Here is an 18,317-nt window from a genome sequence, read left to right as displayed (position 1 = left end):
ATAATTATGGAAACAACAAAAAAGAAAATAGCTTACTCCGTACTGGAACTTGCCATTGTGTCAGAAGGAGTTACAATAGAGCAGACACTTAAAAACAGCGCCGAGCTTGCCCAAAAGGCGGAAGAGATGGGATATACCCGGTTTTGGCTGGCAGAGCACCACAATATGGTGCATGTTGCCAGTGTGGCTACTTCGGTGCTTATTGGCAACATAGCAGGGCATACCACAAAGATAAAGGTAGGGTCCGGAGGTATCATGCTGCCCAACCATTCGCCCCTTATTGTGGCAGAGCAATTCGGCACGCTGGGCAGGCTGTACCCCAACCGCATCGACCTGGGATTGGGAAGGGCGCCGGGAACCGACCAGATTACGGCACATGCCATACGCAGTGACAGGATGCAGGCAGTGAACAATTTTCCCGGGGAGATACAGCAGATACAAACGTATTTTTCGGAAGAAAATGAATGGGAGCAGGTGCGGGCGGTAGTTGCTGAGGGCATTAACGTGCCAATATACATCCTTGGCTCAAGCCTGGACAGTGCCCATCTTGCCGCAAAAATGGGGCTTCCGTATGCTTTTGCCAGCCACTTTGCTACAGGGCTGCTGCTCGAGGCATTGGACATTTATCGCAGGGAATTCCAGCCTTCCCAATACCTTGATAAACCTTATACTATTGCTGGTATCAATGTTATTGCAGCCGATACCGATGACGAGGCAGAGAGGAATTTCACCTCAGTAATCCGGATGTTCCTGGGGATACTGACAGGAAAACGACAGCCGTTGCAGCCACCCATGGAAATGACCGATGAACTGATGATGATACAGCATAACCCGGCGGTTCGCGAAATGCTGAAATATTCGTTTGTCGGCAGGAAAGAAGCGGTAGCCAAACAGCTGAAAAAATTCCTGGACGATACAGGCGTAGATGAAGTGATGGTAGTAAGCAATATGCATAACCATCAGGACAGGGTAAAATCGTATAGGATACTGTCTGAAATTATGAAGGAATTATGATATATAAAACTGTCTCAAAAGTGTCATTCTGAACGAAATGTAATGAAGTGAAGAATCTCAGGTTTTTATAGATATGAGATTCTTCCTTCGTCAGAATGACAAATATTTTTGAGACATTTCTTTTTATTATATAAAGATCAATTTCCTTTCAATAGATTGATGCTTACCGTTGCTATATCCGCATCCGGGAACCTCCTGAATATGGCAGGGTCCGGGAATAATCCGGCTTCTGCAGCAACACTATTGAAGACATCTATCTCAACAATATACTGGTCGGAAAAACCGTGTGTGGCATCATAAGCCGTTGCTGGGGTTTTCCCAATGTTGTCAGCAGTAAGTTTCGGGTTTATGGTATGCAATTCGATTAGCAGGAGGCCGAACTTGCGTACATACGGCGACCATTTTTGCAAATGCTCCAGCAGGTTATCTTCTACCATGTTGTTGCTGATCCTTCTGCCCCGGTAGGCAAATGCCCCGGTAGACTTGCTTACCCTGCCTTCCTTAATATGTTTCGGGTCTTCCCATATCCGGTTGTGGTCAAGGAAAGTGCGCACGTTAAGCAGGTCTTTCAGGTCGATATTATAATTTTCCCGCAAGTCGTCCGAAAGCAAATCCGGGCGGCCTATATCGCCCCAGATAACCTTGGCCCAGATATCAGCCTTTATGAGGTTAGCCCTTGTGACTTTCAGGGCTGCCTGGTTATAATCTGCTCCAACAAGGAACAGCGGATAATCATCCAGCATTTTACCACGTAAAGTCTGCCTGTCGATCACTTCAAAAATATGCTGCAGGAAAGCGCCGTTGCCACAGCCCATATCCAGGATGCCTTTAGGCTGTTCTTCGATCGGCAGGTTAAAGAGCCTGACAATGATCTCATCTACCACTTTAAAGTAAGTATCGTGCGCGCCCCCGCTTCCCCAAACATTCATTTCGCGGTCAACGTGGATCTCATTCTCCCCGTCAGCCACCAACCGTAAAACAGACGGGTCACCAAAAATCAGTTCCTCGATCCGGGCAAATGTCGGCAGATATGAAACGGTAACGCCATAAGCGCTGGCTCTTTTGGCATAGAACAGGCCGGTTTCTGTAAATTGGTAGTTGCCGTTTTTCTCAAGAAACCACCCGAGGTGTACAAAGAAGTCGAGTATCTTTTTAAAGTTCTCAGGAGACTTATGGAATTCTTCGGGCCTGAAAGAGGTCTCCATAAAATATTTATGGAACATTCCGTTCATTGCCAGGCGTACAATTGTGGGCCCGATGAGGTAGCCCTCAATATGTTTTAATATCTGGTTCTGTATATCCTTAACAAAGTTGTCTTCGGAAAATTCTATCCCGTAATTCTTCTTATATTTCTCAAAGATGAGGTTTAGCTTTTCGAACGGCGCATCCTCAAAAAGCCTTGGATGGAACTGTGTTGAGAATTGAAGCAGGTCCACGACATCTTCATAAAGATAGAACAGCGGAAAGGCTATCGGTGTCTTTTCATTTACTGAAACCGTGATCTCCTGTGTGGCGTTATTCACTTCGTAACCTAAAAATCCCTGTGAAGCCAGTATCCTCAGGCCTACATTCAGGTAGCCTTCATTAGCTTTAAAAACAGCTGTAAGGTCTGCTAATTGTGCCTGCTTTTTGTCAAGTATGAATTCTAAAACTCCTTTTTTCCTGAGGGCAATTGCTACCGGTGCCACAGCAAGGCCATCAAGATGCCTGAAAATAGAACTTCTTAGTTGGGATTTATCGGCCATAGTAAAAGATTGAAGTTATTCCAAAAATAGTATTTTTTTTAAACCACGTTGGTATCGTATGTGTTTTATATTCATTAAATTATAACTTATTAGTTTAGTTCTGTAAATGTTTTTGGTGTCATGCTTTAAAAAATTTTTAGAAAACTTTAAGAAGGGCGCTGTGTGTTTGTTAAAAAAATTATATTTGGAAAAATATTATTCCCCCATGAAAAACATAATGGCAGCCCTTGTTCTTGGGCTTTGCAGCACAGCCTACGCCCAGGTAGACTATTCAGCTGTTTATGATGGTAGCGCATTTCTTGCTGAAGGCATCAGGTTGTATGACGAACAAAAGTATGCTGAGGCAGTTAAGCAATTTGATAAGCTCGTTACAAATGATCCGAATTATTACACCGCACAATATGAAAAAGCCATAGCTCTTGCTGCAAGCGAAGATAAAGAGGCCGCTAATGCGTTTTACGAAAATGCTTTTGCAAAAGGATATATGGCCGAAGTGCCTGATTTTTATATGTCTTATGGTAACTTTTTAAGTGACCGCAAAGAATATGAGAAGTCTGAGAAGATGTTTTTGGAAGCCCAGAAATTATTCCCAAATTCAAGCTCCCTGCTGTACAACATGGCATTGCTTTATGTACGGAAAGAAGAGCGGCAAAAAAGTGTCGACCTGCTTGAAAAAGCCATTACCATTAACCCAAACCATCTGGGGTCACATTACCTTTTAGGCCTTATAGCGCTGGAAGACGGGCGTGCTGTAGAAGGCACCATGGCTTTACTGGCCTATCTTACGCTGGCTCCGGAGAGTTCTGCCGGCCCAGAGATTATAAGTAAGCTGAATAAGAAATTTGCAGATAACTATCTGGATAAAAGCAAACTTACGTTTTCGAGGGCGGGAGGTGATAATTTTGAAGACATTGACGTCATCCTCAGGAACTCACTGCCGTTAAAGAGCGTTTATAAAGTAAACTCGGAATTTGATGATATAATCATCCGCCAGGTACAGGCAATAATAGATTATGCGCCTGAGCACAAAATACAAAACGGTTTTTTTGAAACTACCTATATTCCGTGGCTAGCGGACATGTCGAAAAAGAAGCAGTTTGAAGGATTCTCTTATTATATTTTGATGAGCCTTAAAGAAAAGCTGGGTAAAAAGCTTACATCGCAGAATAAGAAGATGCAGGCTTTTACTGACGGCTATATTGCCAACGATTTCTGGGATGTTTTTGCAAAGCGTAAAGTAGACCTTTTTGGAAAACAGGAAGAGGTAGTGGTATACCTCCAAAATGGGAAACCGTATCTTTTGGGTAAAGTGGTAAATGGCAAAAAAGAAGGTAAGTATAAAGTACTTAACTCCAATGGTAACATGATATCGGAACTAAACTTTGTAAATGACGAAGTTGAAGGCCTGCAGAAATATTATAATTCAAAAGGGAATGTTACTGAAGAAAAATACTTTACAAATGGCAAGCTCAACGGCAAAAGGACAACCTATTTTGAGAACGGCAATATCGAACTGGTAGAAAATTATAAAGATGACAAGCTTCATGGTATCTGCACATCATATTACCTGAATGGAGGTAAAGCCTGCGAAGGAAATTTTGTTAACGGTGAGCGTGAGGGAACCTTGATCTGCCTTTATGAAAACGGCACTAAGAAAACGGAGGAAAATTATTCCAATGGCAAGCTTAACGGTAAATATATTGCTTATGATAAAGCAGGCAACATATCCAGCGAAGACTCATTTGTTATGGATAAACGCGAAGGTAAATCGATGGAATACTACAATGGCAAAGTTGTAAAATCAGAACTTGACTATCAAGCAGGCATCATTTCTTCACCATTTAAAAAGTATTTTCCAAACGGTACCATTCAGGAAGAAACCACTTTTGTAAACAATATTCCTACAAAAGGTGTCGTTAATTTTGCTAATGGCAAAAAATCCTATGAAGTTACCTATGATAAAGACGGTAATGCATCCGGCTATAACTACTACAATAGTAATAGCGAACTCTATTTTCAGGAAAATTATAAGGCTAATGAGATCAGGTCGGGCCTCCAATATACGGCCGGTAACACAAAACCTTCAGAAGTCCCGGTAAATAAAGGCACATACACTATTAAAACGCTTGAAGGGATGACAATTACCGCCGGCAAATATGAAAAGGGCAAAAAAATAGGCGAATGGGATTATTTTTACAGCACCGGTATTTTAAGGAGCAAAGAAAGTTACCAAAATGGGCTGCAGTCCGGCAAATCATTCGGTTACAATGATGACGGCAGGCTGGCCAGCATAGCTAACTATGTAAACGACTCACTGCAGGGTATCTATGAAAGGTATGATTATGGCATCCTTTCGGGTACTTATTATTACAATCACGGAAAGGCAAGCGGCCCGGCAAAAACCTTTTATCATGACGGAAAAGTTTCGTCTGAGAGTTTTTATTTAAATGATGTATTATATTCGAAAAGATATGATTACTGGCAAAATGGAAATCCAAGCGAAATCACTACCTACAAGGCGGGTGTTGAAGTAAAGATAGAAACCTTTGATACTGACGGTAAAAAAGAAAATGAAGTAGACTATACCAATAACAGCAGCAAAATTAAGAACCTTTACTATAAAGGCACTTTGGTACATGAATACACATTAGCTAACGGAATGCTGAACGGCAGCTATACTATTAAAGATAAAACAGGCAATGTGTACATTCAGTGCAACTATGCAAATGGAAGCAGGCATGGCAGGTACCTTAAAAACGGCCCTACAGGAGCGCCTTTGTTAGACAAGGAGTATTATGCAGGGCGCGAGAATGGCATAAGTAAAATTTATGATATTGCAGGTAACCTCAGGTTAGCGGACACCTATCTTTTTGGCAATAATACGGGGACAACTACACGTTATTACAGCAATAAAAATAAATTCTCTGAAACTACCCAGTATGACGAGGAAATAGAAGGGGAAGTAAAATATTATAATCTTGAAGGGGATAATATACTCATATTGGGTTACAGGCGTAACCAGCTGATTTATTACATAGCGTTAGGCAAGGATGGAAAGTTATCTGAAAAAAAGCCAATTACCGGCCAGACTGCCAAGATCGTATCGGTTTACGCTAACGGGAAAAATGCGATGGAAGTTAATTACTTAAATGGCAACCTTGATGGGAAATTTATGATCAGCAGCCCTGACGGAAAACCGGAGTATGAAAGTAACTATGATAAAGGCCTCTTGAACGGCACCCGCATAGAATATTATGCCAACGGCAAAATATACAAGAAAGAAAATTTTAAAAATTCATCTTTTGAAGGCCTTCAGGAATTTTTTAAAGAAGACGGCAGGCCGTGGGTGACAGCCGAATACAAAAATGACCAGATGCACGGCCTTTGCAAGGTATATACTAACGGGACAGTATCCCAGACTAAACGCTATGATTCAGATGTACTTGTCGAGATTAAATAAATTTCTTATGGTGCTTTTGCCGCTTCTGGCATTGCAGGCATCAGCACAGGAAAAACCGGGCTCGTTTTCAGAATACAAGAAAATGTACGCTGATGTTAATGAGCTGATCATTAGTGATAAGAGCTCGTATGATATTTTTGTAGAAGACAAAAAGCTGCGTGTGCTGCGCAGTAAATATTACGAATCGATGATCATGTCAGAAAATGGCATCCAGAACAATGAAGAAGATTTTTCATATTCAGAATTGGTTAAGCTGAAGGAATATGAGGCTTTCTCAATAGTTAATGACAAAGGCAAAGAGCGCAAAATCAAGGTTACGCAAACCAACGAAAAACAGTCAAGGCAAAATGGTGTTTTTTATAATGATGTTAAGGAACGCCAGCTCATTTTCCCCAACCTGGAAGCGGGAGCGAGGAAAGTATATTCGGTACAGACCGAATTTTTAGACCCGTTTTTGCTGCAAAGCTATATTTTTGGCAGCGGCTACCCTATGCTCGATTCTACCCTTGAAGTACGTGCAGACAAAGACATAACCATCGGCTACCGTATTTTTAACGACCCTGATAACACCATAGAATTTTCCAAGTCTGAAAAGAAAGGCAAGTTTATATACCGCTGGACGCTAAAAAATGTAAAAGCAATAAAAATGGAACCTAATAATCCAGGTTTCCGCTATTTTATACCGCACATCAACATTTATGTGAAAGATTATACAGTAGATTCCAAAAAAATAAATGTACTGGACAACACTGAAAAACTCTATGATTACTACAAAGCATTTACAAAAAACCTCAATAAAACGGAAGATACAGAACTTAAAGCTATCACTGCGGAGCTTGTAGCCGGCCTTACAGTGGATAACGAAAAAGTAAAAAAGATCTTCTACTGGGTGAAGGACAATATTAAGTACATCGCTTTCGAAAATGGGTATGAAGGCTTTATCCCGCGCGAAGCAGCGTTGGTATGCAAGCGTAAGTTTGGCGACTGTAAAGACATGGCCAGCATTACAAGCGCTATGGCCCATTATGCAGGAGTTAAAAATGTTACTGTTTCCTGGGTTGGCACGCGCGATATACCGTATTCTTATGAAGAGCTTTCTACGCCAGCGGTAGACAACCACATGATAGCCGTATATAATGATAATGGCAATTATATATTTCTTGATGCCACCGATCGCGAAACCCGATACGGCATCCCTACAGCGTTTATCCAGGGGAAAGAAGTCCTTATCAGCAATGGGGATACCTATAAAATTATCCGCGTTCCTGTTGTCGCAGCCGAAAATAATGAAGCTGCCGGAGTTATAAAGCTGAGCCTTGATAAGGAAAAAATCGTAGGTTCGGGGGCATTCAGTTACAGTGGCTATTCAAGAAGCAATATTTTATCACAGCTTGGCGATGCTTCAGGGAAAACTCGTTTCGAAATGATAAAAAGCCTTGTCCTGATGGGGAGCAATAAGTTTTATCTTAAAGACTATACCGAAGCAAATATACAAGACCGCGACAAGCCTTATCAGGTTAATTTTAATTTTGAGCTTGACGATTATGCCATACAGGTAGATAAGGAGCTGTATATAAACCTTTGTATGGATCACACTTACGAAAAGCTTACACTAGAGCCGGATCGTGTAACGTCTTATGACCTGGATTATCTCTCATCAGAAAATGTCATTTATAACCTGGAGATCCCAAAAAATTATTCGGTAAAATATCTGCCTGACAATTTCAGCCTTGATAATGATGTAATGAAAGCCGATTTTAAATATACCAACAGCGGGGGAATCATATCGCTGGCTGCAAAAATACAGATTAAAAAGATATTGCTGGAAAAAGCCGACTTTGCATTATGGACGGAGACCATAAAAAAACTCAAAAGCGCCTATACACAAACCTTAATACTTATCGAAAAATGAATTTGACCCTCAGAATAAAAACTGCATTATTGCTTTTTGTCCTATGCTGTGGTTACAGCTATGCCCAGGACTGTTCTTTTAAAAATTACAATTGGGATGAGAAGCAAACAAAACCGGAAATCCCGGCCAAATACAAAGATGAAAAAGAAGCGATACTCGAGCGTAATATTAAGATAGAGCTTGTTCCGGGCAAGAACGGGGCGTTGCAATATTATCTGTCGCACGAAAAAATATATATAAACAGCGATGATGCGGTAGAGCGTAATAACAGGATATATATTCCATACGGTTCTAATGAAAATGTAATTGCTACCAAGGCGCGTGTATTGTTGAAAAGCGGTAAAGTGATCGAACTTAAAAAAGGCGATATCAAAGAAGAGACTGACGAAGAAAGAGGTGTCAAATACAAATATTTTGCAGTAAACGGCCTCGAGAAAGGAGCAGTCATAGAAACCATATTCATACTTGAAGAAACTCCTGAACTAAAAGGGCGGACAATCAAGTTACAGGATGAATACCCAATTGCCAAGAGTGAATTCCAGCTGATTTATCCGGATCACCTGGTTTTCCGTACTAAAAGCTATAATGGGCTTCCTGAAGCGGTTATTACCCAAAAGGCGCCATCGGCAAAATTAAATACACTAACTGTAAGTGATACCGATACGCCTGCCCTGAACGATGACGAAAAGTATTCGAACTGGAACAGCAATATTAAGCGTTTTCGATATAAACTGGATGAGAATTTAGCAAACGGCACAAAAAACCTTTTCAGTTTTAAAGAGTTTTCTACCAACCTGTACGACAGGTTTCATCCTGAATATAGTAAAAAAGACCAAAATGCCATAGCCGATTTTTGTAAGGGCATAGCCAAATCGTCTGATTTGCAGGAACAGGTTTGGAATATCGAAAATAAGATAAAAAAAACCATAACCTACAAAAGGTATATTGATGGACAGGAATCGCTTCAGGATATCATAAAGTCAAAACAGGCCAACCAGACGGATATTTTAAGGCTGTACATTGCGGTATTTACAACAATGGGTGTAGAGAATAACCTTGTGCTGACATCCAGCCGTTACAAGGTGGCATTTGACAAAGATTTTGAAAGCTACGAAAACCTGGACGAGCTGCTGTTTTATTTCCCGTCGATCAAAAAATACATGACACCATTGGAAGTAGAATACAGGATACCGCTTATACCTGAAGAACTGGCAGGAACAAACGGGTTATTTATAAAAGAAAAAGCTTTTGCAGGTACCAAAATGGGCATAGGTGAAGTGGCCATGATTGAGATTCCCGGCGCTGACATAACGCATGACATTATGGATATCACTGTCGATTTTTCTAAAGACATGGAAAATCCGATGGTGACAAGTAAAATACAATTCGGCGGGTATTCAGCATTGAATTTCCAGCCGATAAAAGATTTTGCACCGGCTGAGAATTATAAGACTGTACTTAAAAGCATTGCCGAGAATTATACGGTAGAGACGGAGTATAAAACACTTACAACTACAAATGACGGCGTGGATTTTATCGGTAAAAAGCCGTTTATTATGGATATTACTTTTGATGGTAAAGACCTTATACACAAGGCTGGCGAAAACTATTTATTCTCTGTAGGGCAGACTATAGGCAAACAAATGGAGCTTTACCAGGAAAACAAGAGGGTACTTCCTGTAGAGATAAACCATCCGCACTCTTACACGCGCAAAATAAAGATTATCCTGCCGGATGGCGCTACGGTTAAAAACCTTGATAAATTCAACATGGATAAAACTTTAGCCGTGAATGGTAAGACTGAAGCTGCATTTATCAGCAAGTACGAGAAAAAAGGCAATGAGATCATTGTAGAAAATACGGAATATTACAATATCCTTAATTACCCTATGGAAAATTTCGAGGCCTATCGTGCAGTGATCAATGCTGCTGCCGATTTCAATAAAATTGTTGTTATCCTGAATAAATAAGTGTGGCTTGTTTCACAAGTCAGCGTAGATAAAATGAGCCCGGTATTTTTACCGGGCTCATTTTATTTATACCATTTTGGCGAATTATCCAGCATGGATAACGGCTCATATGTCAGATGCAAAACTCTTAATGCTCCGATTTTTCCCTCTCACCAATCTGCTGCCTCCAGAGCGCGTAGTATAGTCCCTTAAGGTTTATAAGATCGTTATGCGACCCGCTTTCCACGATATTCCCTTTTTCTAAAACGAAGATATTGGTGGCGTGCATGATGGTGCTGAGGCGGTGCGCAATAACAATGGTAAGGTGGGTCTTATCGATAGATACCTCGCGTATGGTTTCGGAGATCTCCTCCTCCGTAAGGGAATCGAGTGATGAAGTCGCCTCGTCAAATACCAGAAGGTTAGGGTTGCGCAGTAACGCACGTGCGATGCTCAGGCGCTGCTTTTCACCACCCGATACTTTTACGCCGCCTTCGCCAATAATAGTGTCCAGCCCATTTTCGGCCCTGTCGAGCAACGTGTGGCAGGCAGCCTGCCGGAGAACCTCAAGGCATTGCTCATCGGTAGCTGACGGGTTTACGAACAGCAGGTTTTCCCGTATCGTACCGGAGAACAGCTGCGTGTCCTGTGTAACAAAGCCGATACGCTCCCGAAGCTGGTCGAAGTCGATCTCGTCATAATTATGGCCGTTATACAATATCTTTCCTTCTTTAGGGCGGTACAGGCCTACCAGCAATTTTACAAGGGTCGATTTACCCGAGCCTGACGGTCCGACGAAAGCAAGTGTTTCGCCACGCTGTGCTTTAAAGCTGATATTTTTAAGGGCATCTTTATTAGCCGACTGGTGCCTGAATTTTACATTTTCGAATTCAAGGGTGTCGATATTGATGATAGGGTGCGGGTTCTTCGGCTTTTCTTCTACAGGTATTTTAAAGATGTCGTCGAAATTTTGCAGTGATACTTCCACTTCGCGGTAGGTATTCACTACATTGCCGATCTCCTGTAGCGGCCCGAACAGGAAGAACGAATAGATGTTAAGCGTATAGAATTGCCCCAACGTGATCTTGCCCTGGTAGATAAGGTAAATAAGTACAAGTACCATCAGTGTACGCAGTAAATTTACGCAGGTGCCCTGTATGAACGACATGGAGCGTACATATTTCACCTTTTTGAGCTCCAGCTTAAGTATTTTCTGCGTTGTAGCATTAAGGTGGGCTATTTCCTGTTTTGCTAGCCCTAACGATTTTACGAGCTCGATATTCCGCAATGATTCTGTTGTAGATCCCGCCAGGCCGGTAGACTGTTTTACGATCTGCACCTGTATGGTCTTGATCTTTTTGCTCAGTACAGAACTTATCCAGGCAATCAGCGGACCTGTGGCAAGAAACAAAGGCAGGATGGCCCAATGCACCGTAAAGGCATAAATGGATATGAATATTAGTGCTATAACCGACTGAAACAGGATGTTTATGCCCGTAAGGATGATCTTCTCCACATCGGTACGCACCTTTTGAAGGATGCCCAAAGTCTCCCCCGAACGCTGGTCTTCAAAAGATTCGAAAGGAAGCAGTAGCGAGTGGCTGATACCATCGGCATATATCTGCGCGCCAACGCGTTGTGTGATGGTGCTGATATAATAATCCTGGAAATTCTTGGCGATGCGGCTTACAAACGCAACCCCCACTGATGCAGCCGATAAAGGAAGTATCGCCATAAAGAACTGGTTCACAGTATGGTTTTCTGCCCTGTATACCGTGGCTACGTCATCAATGATTTTTTGGAAGATAAAAGGGTCTAAAAGCGAAAAGATCTGGTTAATGGTTGCCAGCGCCAATGCAAGCAATACAGTAGCTTTATACTGTTTTAAATAACGGAATAATATTTTCATGAGTGTTTGTCAAAACTTGGAATTAATGGATAACAGGGATTATTATGAAGTATTTTCCCTGACCGGAAAATGATTAAATAAAGATCAAAGTTAGAGAATAATTTGGCAGGTCTGATTATGAAAACTTTATTAATCGAATGCGACTTTAATAACAGCATCTTTTATTATGGCATAAACTACATCGTCCTGCAGCGGCTGCATAACATAGGTACCCGTAAATTCGCCAAACGCAGGTAATATCATTTGCCCATGGGACTTAAAGAAGCAGGGAAGCTTCAAATACTGCCGCCCCGCCCCGCGTAATTCCACGGCAGGATGTATGTGCCCGCACAATGTAAAAAAGCCTTCGCGAATTTCAGGATAATGGGTAAGCAGTACGCCGTCGAGTTCCCAATCGCTAACAATCTGAATGTTGATGTCGTGATATTTAGCAGGATTGATGATGTCGTGATTACCGGCAACTAATACAATAGGAATGTTAGTCCGGACTACCCAGTTTTGGAATAACTGCCATTCGTTATTTAATTCGCTGTGAAAAAGGTCGCCCAAAAAACAAATACTTTCGGGATTGAAGTGATGTATCGCCTCGTCGAGCTTTATAAAATTTTTATGGATGATGCCGCCCGGTATAGCGGCCCCATGCTTGCGAAAGTGCGATACTTTGCCCAAATGCGCGTCACTGATTAGCAGCATCTTTTTTTGGATCCAATACATTGCGCCGGAGCAATGCAATACAAAATCGTGATTGTTTATCGAAACCTCCAATGTCATGCTGCAAAAATACCACTATGTTTTGGAAGTTTGAATAATATGCTATCCATTATCAGGGCAGACGCACCAAAAGATTTAGCCACGAATTACACAAATTTCCACTAATTTTTCCACTCTTTCTGAGAAACGCAATTTGTGAAAATTCGTGTAATTCGTGGCAAAAAAAATCTTTATTTCATATAGCTTGCCGTCATTTTCTTTATCCTTTCGGCAAGGGTCTCGCTGGATAAGCGTTCGCGCAGCCTGTCCGTTATGATGGGGAAGCTGAATGGCGTGGGCTTGTCACAGCGCTTCCACACAATTTCCTGCTGTGCTATCCGCTCAAGTGCGATCAGCAGCCTGCCTTCTTCCAACTGGTGTTCAAAAGTTTCGCGGTAGGCCTGCTGGAATAAAAGGTTATTGGGCTCATAATCCCGGAACACTTCAAAGATAAGCTGGCTGCTGCTTTGAAGGTGCTTGGTTTTGACCACCTTGCCGGGATATCCGGTAAATACCAACCCTGCTATCACGGCAATATCGCGAAATTTCCGCCTGGCCATTTCGGTCGCGTTGAGGCTGTGCTGCAGGTCGGCATGGAGGTGAACCGGCGAAAACAAGTCGTTGTCAAGAACCTGCTGCATATCTATTTCCGTGTCAGAGAGCAGTTCAAACCCATAATCATTATAGGCCAGGGAAAATGTTATCGGGCTCAGCAGGCTGATGCGATAGGCCATAATACTGGCTAAGGCTTCGTGTACATACCGCCCCTCGAAAGGGTAAAAAATAGCATGGTAGCCTTCACGTGTCTTAAACGTTTCTATAAGGAACTGGCTCGCGGCAGGCACGATGCTTTCTTTCCGTTGGCGGGCGAACATGGGCCCAAGCGATTTCAGCTCATAGCTCATATCATCCGTATTTGCGGCATATAATTCCTCGCGTATAAGTTCACTCATCTGGCTGGACAACGTGAGCCGGCCACCCATCCAGCTGGCGTGGACAGCTTTTGCTGACGGGCTTGCCATGCGTACCAGCACTTCCATATTTCGTATGCGTGACAGCTCCAGCTTGCGGCCCGCGAATATAAATACATCGCCAGGATTCAGCTTGGAGACGAACCATTCTTCGACACTGCCAATGTAGCCACCGCCTAAAAACTTTACATTCATTACAGAATCGCCTACAATAGTTCCTATCTGCATCCGGTGGCGCAGCGCAACCTGCCGGCTGTTTACCTTAAATTTCCCATCGGGTTCGATCTCTACCTTTTTATATTCGTCATACGCCTGCAGGCTCTGGCTGCCACGGGTAATAAAATTGAGGCAGAACTGCCAGTCTTCTGCCGTCATGCCCTGATAGCAAAAGGTGCTTTGCACTTCCTTAAAAATAGCATCACTGTAAAAGCCATCGCTCACGGCAAGGGTAACAAGGTATTGCACCAGCACATCCCAGCTGTTAAGGTAAGGTACGCGGTCTTCCACCACGGTTTCCTGAACGGCGCGGCGCAGGGCACTGGCTTCAACCAGCTCTATAGCATGGGTTGCCAGAAAGTAGATATTGCTTTCCTGTCCGGGGCGGTGGCCGCTGCGCCCTGCCCGCTGCAAAAAGCGCGCTACCCCTTTCGGACCGCCTATCTGTATTACAGTTTCCACCGGTGCGAAGTCAACGCCCAGGTCAAGGCTGGACGTACAAACCACTGCTCTCAGCTGCTCATCGCGTATCGCCTGTTCTACCCACTGCCTGGTTTCGCGGGCAATACTTCCATGGTGCATGGCGAGTTCCCCGGCAAATTCGGGATATTTGGCAAGCAGCGCCTGGAACCATAGTTCGCACTGCGAACGCGTATTGCAGAATATCAGGGTAGTCCGGCTTTTATTAATGATGTCTGCTACCTCTTTAACCAGATGGAGCCCCATGTGTCCGCGCCAGGGGTAGGCATCCATTTTTTCGGGGATCGCAGAAATAACATTTATCTTTTTGTTGATGTGCGCCCTTATCATTGAGGAATTTTCCAAAGCTTCAGATCGCGGGCCCAGCAGCACTTCCATAGCCTGCTGCAAGTTACCAATAGTAGCCGATATCCCCCAGATACGCATTTTTGGAGCGACTGTTTTTAACCGGCTGAGGGCAAGTTCCACCTGCACGCCGCGCTTGGTTCCCAGGAGTTCGTGCCATTCGTCTATAACTATGGCGCGACAGGTTTTAAATACTGAGGCATAATCTTTAGAGGCAAGCATCAGCTGCATGCTTTCGGGCGTGGTGATAAGCAGGTCGGGCATTTTGGTTTTCTGCTTCGTCCTTTCTGAAGATGAAGTGTCGCCCGTACGAACGCCTACCGTCATTCCCGTTTCAAGCTCATTGGCTACACGTTCTGCCGCCTGCTTTATTTCTACTGAAAGTGCCCGCAGCGGTGTTATCCAGATGGCTTTAAGCCCGGGTTTGTGTTTGGTCTTATAGTCAGGGTTGCTTTTTATATAGTCGAGCACGATGGGCATCCACAGAGCATACGTTTTCCCGCTGCCGGTAGGGGCGTTCAGCAGGCCGTGCTTCCCCTGTAGAAAAGCCGTCCATGTTTGTGTCTGGAATGGGAACGGTTTCCACCCCCGGTTGGTAAACCAGTCTGTAGCAATGCCGAAAAGCTGTTCCCTGTTCATGTTTGTTTATAGTTTGGTTGCCAAAAATATATTTAGTGAATACCTAAATTTAAATTAACCACATAGATACATAGGTTTCATAGTTATTTATTGTCGATAAAGGAAACATATTCACACATAGTGAAGCGAAGCTTCATGCTCTGTGTCAATTAATTGAGCTTTATATTCCTTCTAAAACTATGTGCCTCCCGCAATTGGCGGGACAAGTTATGTGGTTAAATTCATAATAGACATTTATTTAAATTCGGTTAAACGGCCTATTTTGGTATCATGTCTTTTAAATCGTCTATGCTGTTTGCCTCTTCAATGGTTTTATCATGCCGCCAGCGCAGTATCCGCGGAAAACGCGTTGCCACGCCACTTTTGTGCCTGCCTGAAAAAGCAATGCCCTCAAAGCCAATTTCAAATACCAGTTTTGGCGTTACGCTGCGCACCGGGCCAAAACGGTCGAGCGTATTTTTTTTGATGTAGTCATCAACCATGCGGAATTCGGCATCGGTCAGCCCGGAATACGCTTTTGCAAACGTCACCAGTTCTTTTGTGCCATCCTCATTGGTTTGCCAAAGGGCGAAAGTATAATCGGTAAACAGGGTGGCACGGCGGCCGCTGCCCCGCATGGCATAGGTAAGAACGGCATCAATGCTGAAAGGGTCGAGCTTCCATTTCCACCAGTCGCCTTTTTTACGGCCCACCCCATAAGCAGAGTCATTTCGCTTAAACATAAGGCCTTCACTTCGCAGCTCGCGGGCTTTGGCTTTTTCGTGCAGGGCTTCATCCCAGTCGTTTAGCTTTATCCGTTCCGAAAGCTGCAACGGCAGTTGGTAGTCTTTTATCTGCTCAAACAGTTGTTCCAAAAGCTCACGGCGTTCCGTATAAGGCAGTGTGCGTATATCCCGGCCTTCCCATTCCAAAAGGTCGTAGGCACGGATTACAACCGGGGTTTTCTTTAGCAGCGCAGGCGAAACTACCTTGCGGCCGATACGTGTTTGCAGGTCGTTGAACAAGCCGATGCCGCCATCAATCCATGGCAGTATTTCGCCGTCTATTACAGTTCCATCAGGGATTACGCCCAGAAAACTGTTGAACTCCGGGTACTTATCTGTAACCAGCTCTTCGCCCCGGCTCCACACATAAAGCTGCCCGTTTCGGATGATCGTCTGGCTGCGGATGCCGTCCCATTTATGCTCGGCGCTCCATTGCGCTACATCGCCCAGGTCCTCAGGCTCACCCTCTACGGCATAGGCCAGGTAAAAAGGGTAGGGGCGGCTCAGGTTATCATCTTCCTTTTCGGTAAGCACTAATTTCTCAAAGCTTATCCGTGCCGGATCCCATTCACCCATGAGCTTATAGGCAAGTACATCTTCATTTACGCCGGTGGCCTTGCTCAGCGCGCGGGTCATCAGTTTTTGGCTTACGCCGATGCGGAAACTGCCTGTTATCAGCTTGGTAAACACAAATCGCTCATAATAATTTAGCGAAAGCCAGTTGGTATGCAGGTACTCTTTCTTTTCGGTATCTGTTTTTCGTTTCAGTGTGATCATTTCCTCCACAAATTCCGTCAGCGTTTTTTCGCTATGGTCTTTAGAGGTTGGGATAATCAGTGCAATTGTTTCGGCCAGGTCGCCCACAATGTGGTAGGAATCCTCAAACAGCCACAACGGGATGTTAGCAAGCTCTGCCGCCCACATGCGCAGCAGGTTGGTATTTACCGGGCGTGGCGGCCTGCGGTGGGAGAGTATAGCTATCGTCCACACCTTGTCAGTATCTCCCGCAGTGCGGAAGTATTGTGTAAGCGCATCAACCTTTACATTAGTTTTGTTGCTGCTGTCGAGTGTTTTTATGAGTTCGGCAAAATTCTTCATGATTCGCCTCCTTCCTCAGTTGTGAATTCATCCGGCTCCATGGTGTCGGTTTCGCCTTCGTCTCCTTCGTATTGTGTATGCTCGGTGCGCGCATCATAGCCCAGTTCCCTAAGGTAAGTGCTAAAAATATCACTATAACCATGGGTGCAGATTATCTTTTCGGCGCCGGTAGCCTGTATGCTTTCCAGCAGGCCTGCCCAGTCGCAATGGTCACTCATTACAAATCCCTTGTCAATAGCCCTGCGCCTTCGTGCCCCGCGAAAAGCCATCCAGCCGCTTGCAGAACCCGTTACATAAGGAGTGAAACGTCGTATCCACGTACTGCCGTGTGCCGATGGGGGCGCAAGTATAATACTGCCCTGTAGTTCTTCTTTTTTGGTATCGCGGGTTATGAGTGTAGTTTCGGGCATATCCACCATTTGCCGGATAACCCGTGTCATGTTCTCTACGGCCCCGTGGGTAAATATCGGGCCTATAGACGGGTCGAGGTGCTTTAGCAGGCGCTGTGCCTTGCCCAGTGTGTAGCCAAACAGAATGGAGGTTTGACCTTCGGCGCGGTTTTGCGACCACCAGGCATTCACCTCGGCCATTACTTCTGCCTGTGGCTGCCATTTAAAGCAGGGGAGGCCAAAGGTGTTTTCAGTAATAAAGGTGTGGCATTTCACCACTTCATAAGGGGTGGAAATCCCGTCATCCTCGGTTTTGTAATCGCCCGTAAATACCCAAACTTCCCCTTTGTGCTCTACCCGTACCTGCGCGCTGCCCACAATATGCCCCGCAGGATGAAAGCTGAATTTTACGCCATTTATAGTAAAGGTCTCGCCCCAGTCCTTACCGGCCACGTTAATGTCACCCAGCCTGTGCTTTATAATGGGTACGTTGAGGTGATGGGTGATATAGCTGCCATGCCCCCAGCGGGAGTGATCGCTGTGCCCGTGCGTAATAATGGCCTTTGGAACTGCCCGCCACGGGTCCAGGTATACATCGGCTGCGGCGCAGTATATGCCTTTATCGTTAAATGCCAGTAAGGGCTGTTTCATTACAATACACTTTTATATAAAGTTA

10 protein-coding genes are annotated in these 18,317 nt (G+C 44.1%); 4 read left to right on the top strand and 6 right to left on the bottom strand.

Features of this window, described 5'->3' with window-relative positions; translation table 11 throughout:
- Positions 1-6: 6 nt before the first annotated feature.
- Positions 7-1,014: an LLM class flavin-dependent oxidoreductase gene (locus HYN59_RS16505; RefSeq protein WP_108779334.1), complete on the top strand. Its 1,008-nt coding sequence runs from the start codon at positions 7-9 to the stop codon at positions 1,012-1,014.
- Between the two features lie 137 nt (positions 1,015-1,151).
- Here HYN59_RS16505 and HYN59_RS16500 read toward each other — a convergent pair whose 3' ends face one another.
- Complete coding sequence (locus HYN59_RS16500; RefSeq protein ID WP_108779333.1) at positions 1,152-2,759, bottom strand: class I SAM-dependent methyltransferase; 1,608 nt, start codon at positions 2,757-2,759, stop codon at positions 1,152-1,154.
- Positions 2,760-2,964: 205 nt separating this feature from the next.
- Between HYN59_RS16500 and HYN59_RS16495 the strand changes: the two genes are divergently transcribed.
- Genes HYN59_RS16495 through HYN59_RS16485 form a run of 3 tightly spaced genes read left to right on the top strand, consistent with a single transcriptional unit; the run spans position 2,965 to position 10,101 of the window.
- Positions 2,965-6,219 (top strand): toxin-antitoxin system YwqK family antitoxin, encoded by a 3,255-nt coding sequence (locus HYN59_RS16495; protein WP_181369473.1) that lies wholly within the window; start codon positions 2,965-2,967, stop codon positions 6,217-6,219.
- A gap of 7 nt (positions 6,220-6,226) precedes the next feature.
- Positions 6,227-8,131, top strand: a complete 1,905-nt coding sequence (locus tag HYN59_RS16490) for a DUF3857 domain-containing protein (RefSeq protein ID WP_181369472.1) — start codon at positions 6,227-6,229, stop codon at positions 8,129-8,131.
- Positions 8,132-8,160: 29 nt separating this feature from the next.
- Positions 8,161-10,101: a DUF3857 domain-containing protein gene (locus HYN59_RS16485; protein ID WP_181369471.1), complete on the top strand. Its 1,941-nt coding sequence runs from the start codon at positions 8,161-8,163 to the stop codon at positions 10,099-10,101.
- Positions 10,102-10,228: 127 nt separating this feature from the next.
- Here HYN59_RS16485 and HYN59_RS16480 read toward each other — a convergent pair whose 3' ends face one another.
- From HYN59_RS16480 to HYN59_RS16460, 5 genes are all read right to left on the bottom strand, one after another.
- Positions 10,229-11,989 carry an ABC transporter ATP-binding protein gene (locus HYN59_RS16480; protein ID WP_108779329.1) on the bottom strand — a complete coding sequence of 587 codons (1,761 nt, stop codon included), beginning with the start codon at positions 11,987-11,989 and terminating at the stop codon, positions 10,229-10,231.
- 129 nt (positions 11,990-12,118) lie between these two features.
- Positions 12,119-12,703, bottom strand: a complete 585-nt coding sequence (pdeM, locus tag HYN59_RS16475; protein ID WP_342748358.1) for a ligase-associated DNA damage response endonuclease PdeM — start codon at positions 12,701-12,703, stop codon at positions 12,119-12,121.
- A 227-nt stretch (positions 12,704-12,930) separates the two neighbouring features.
- On the bottom strand, positions 12,931-15,390 hold the full coding sequence (locus tag HYN59_RS16470; protein WP_108779327.1) for a ligase-associated DNA damage response DEXH box helicase: 2,460 nt from the start codon (positions 15,388-15,390) through the stop codon (positions 12,931-12,933).
- Positions 15,391-15,647: 257 nt separating this feature from the next.
- Complete coding sequence (locus tag HYN59_RS16465) at positions 15,648-17,252, bottom strand: ATP-dependent DNA ligase (protein ID WP_108779326.1); 1,605 nt, start codon at positions 17,250-17,252, stop codon at positions 15,648-15,650.
- Positions 17,249-18,292: a ligase-associated DNA damage response exonuclease gene (locus HYN59_RS16460; protein ID WP_108779325.1), complete on the bottom strand. Its 1,044-nt coding sequence runs from the start codon at positions 18,290-18,292 to the stop codon at positions 17,249-17,251. The genes HYN59_RS16465 and HYN59_RS16460 overlap by 4 nt, the downstream gene beginning before the upstream one ends.
- Positions 18,293-18,317: the final 25 nt, after the last annotated feature.

Origin of the sequence: Flavobacterium album (assembly GCF_003096035.1) — a bacterium.
Taxonomy (GTDB): Bacteria; Bacteroidota; Bacteroidia; order Flavobacteriales; family Flavobacteriaceae; genus Flavobacterium; species Flavobacterium album.
The sequence above is the reverse complement of the archived record's forward strand: the minus strand, read 5'-3'. Positions and strand labels throughout refer to the sequence as shown.

Bases quoted from the DNA above. Each gene is read 5' to 3' on its own strand.
- HYN59_RS16505 (WP_108779334.1), top strand. From the start codon at position 7: ATGGAAACAACAAAAAAGAAAATAGCTTACTCCGTACTGGAACTTGCC.
- HYN59_RS16480 (WP_108779329.1), bottom strand. From the start codon at position 11,989: ATGAAAATATTATTCCGTTATTTAAAACAGTATAAAGCTACTGTATTG.
- HYN59_RS16495 (WP_181369473.1), top strand. From the start codon at position 2,965: ATGAAAAACATAATGGCAGCCCTTGTTCTTGGGCTTTGCAGCACAGCC.
- pdeM (WP_342748358.1), bottom strand. From the start codon at position 12,703: ATGTATTGGATCCAAAAAAAGATGCTGCTAATCAGTGACGCGCATTTG.
- HYN59_RS16470 (WP_108779327.1), bottom strand. From the start codon at position 15,390: ATGAACAGGGAACAGCTTTTCGGCATTGCTACAGACTGGTTTACCAAC.
- HYN59_RS16500 (WP_108779333.1), bottom strand. From the start codon at position 2,759: ATGGCCGATAAATCCCAACTAAGAAGTTCTATTTTCAGGCATCTTGAT.
- HYN59_RS16460 (WP_108779325.1), bottom strand. From the start codon at position 18,292: ATGAAACAGCCCTTACTGGCATTTAACGATAAAGGCATATACTGCGCC.
- HYN59_RS16490 (WP_181369472.1), top strand. From the start codon at position 6,227: ATGGTGCTTTTGCCGCTTCTGGCATTGCAGGCATCAGCACAGGAAAAA.
- HYN59_RS16465 (WP_108779326.1), bottom strand. From the start codon at position 17,252: ATGAAGAATTTTGCCGAACTCATAAAAACACTCGACAGCAGCAACAAA.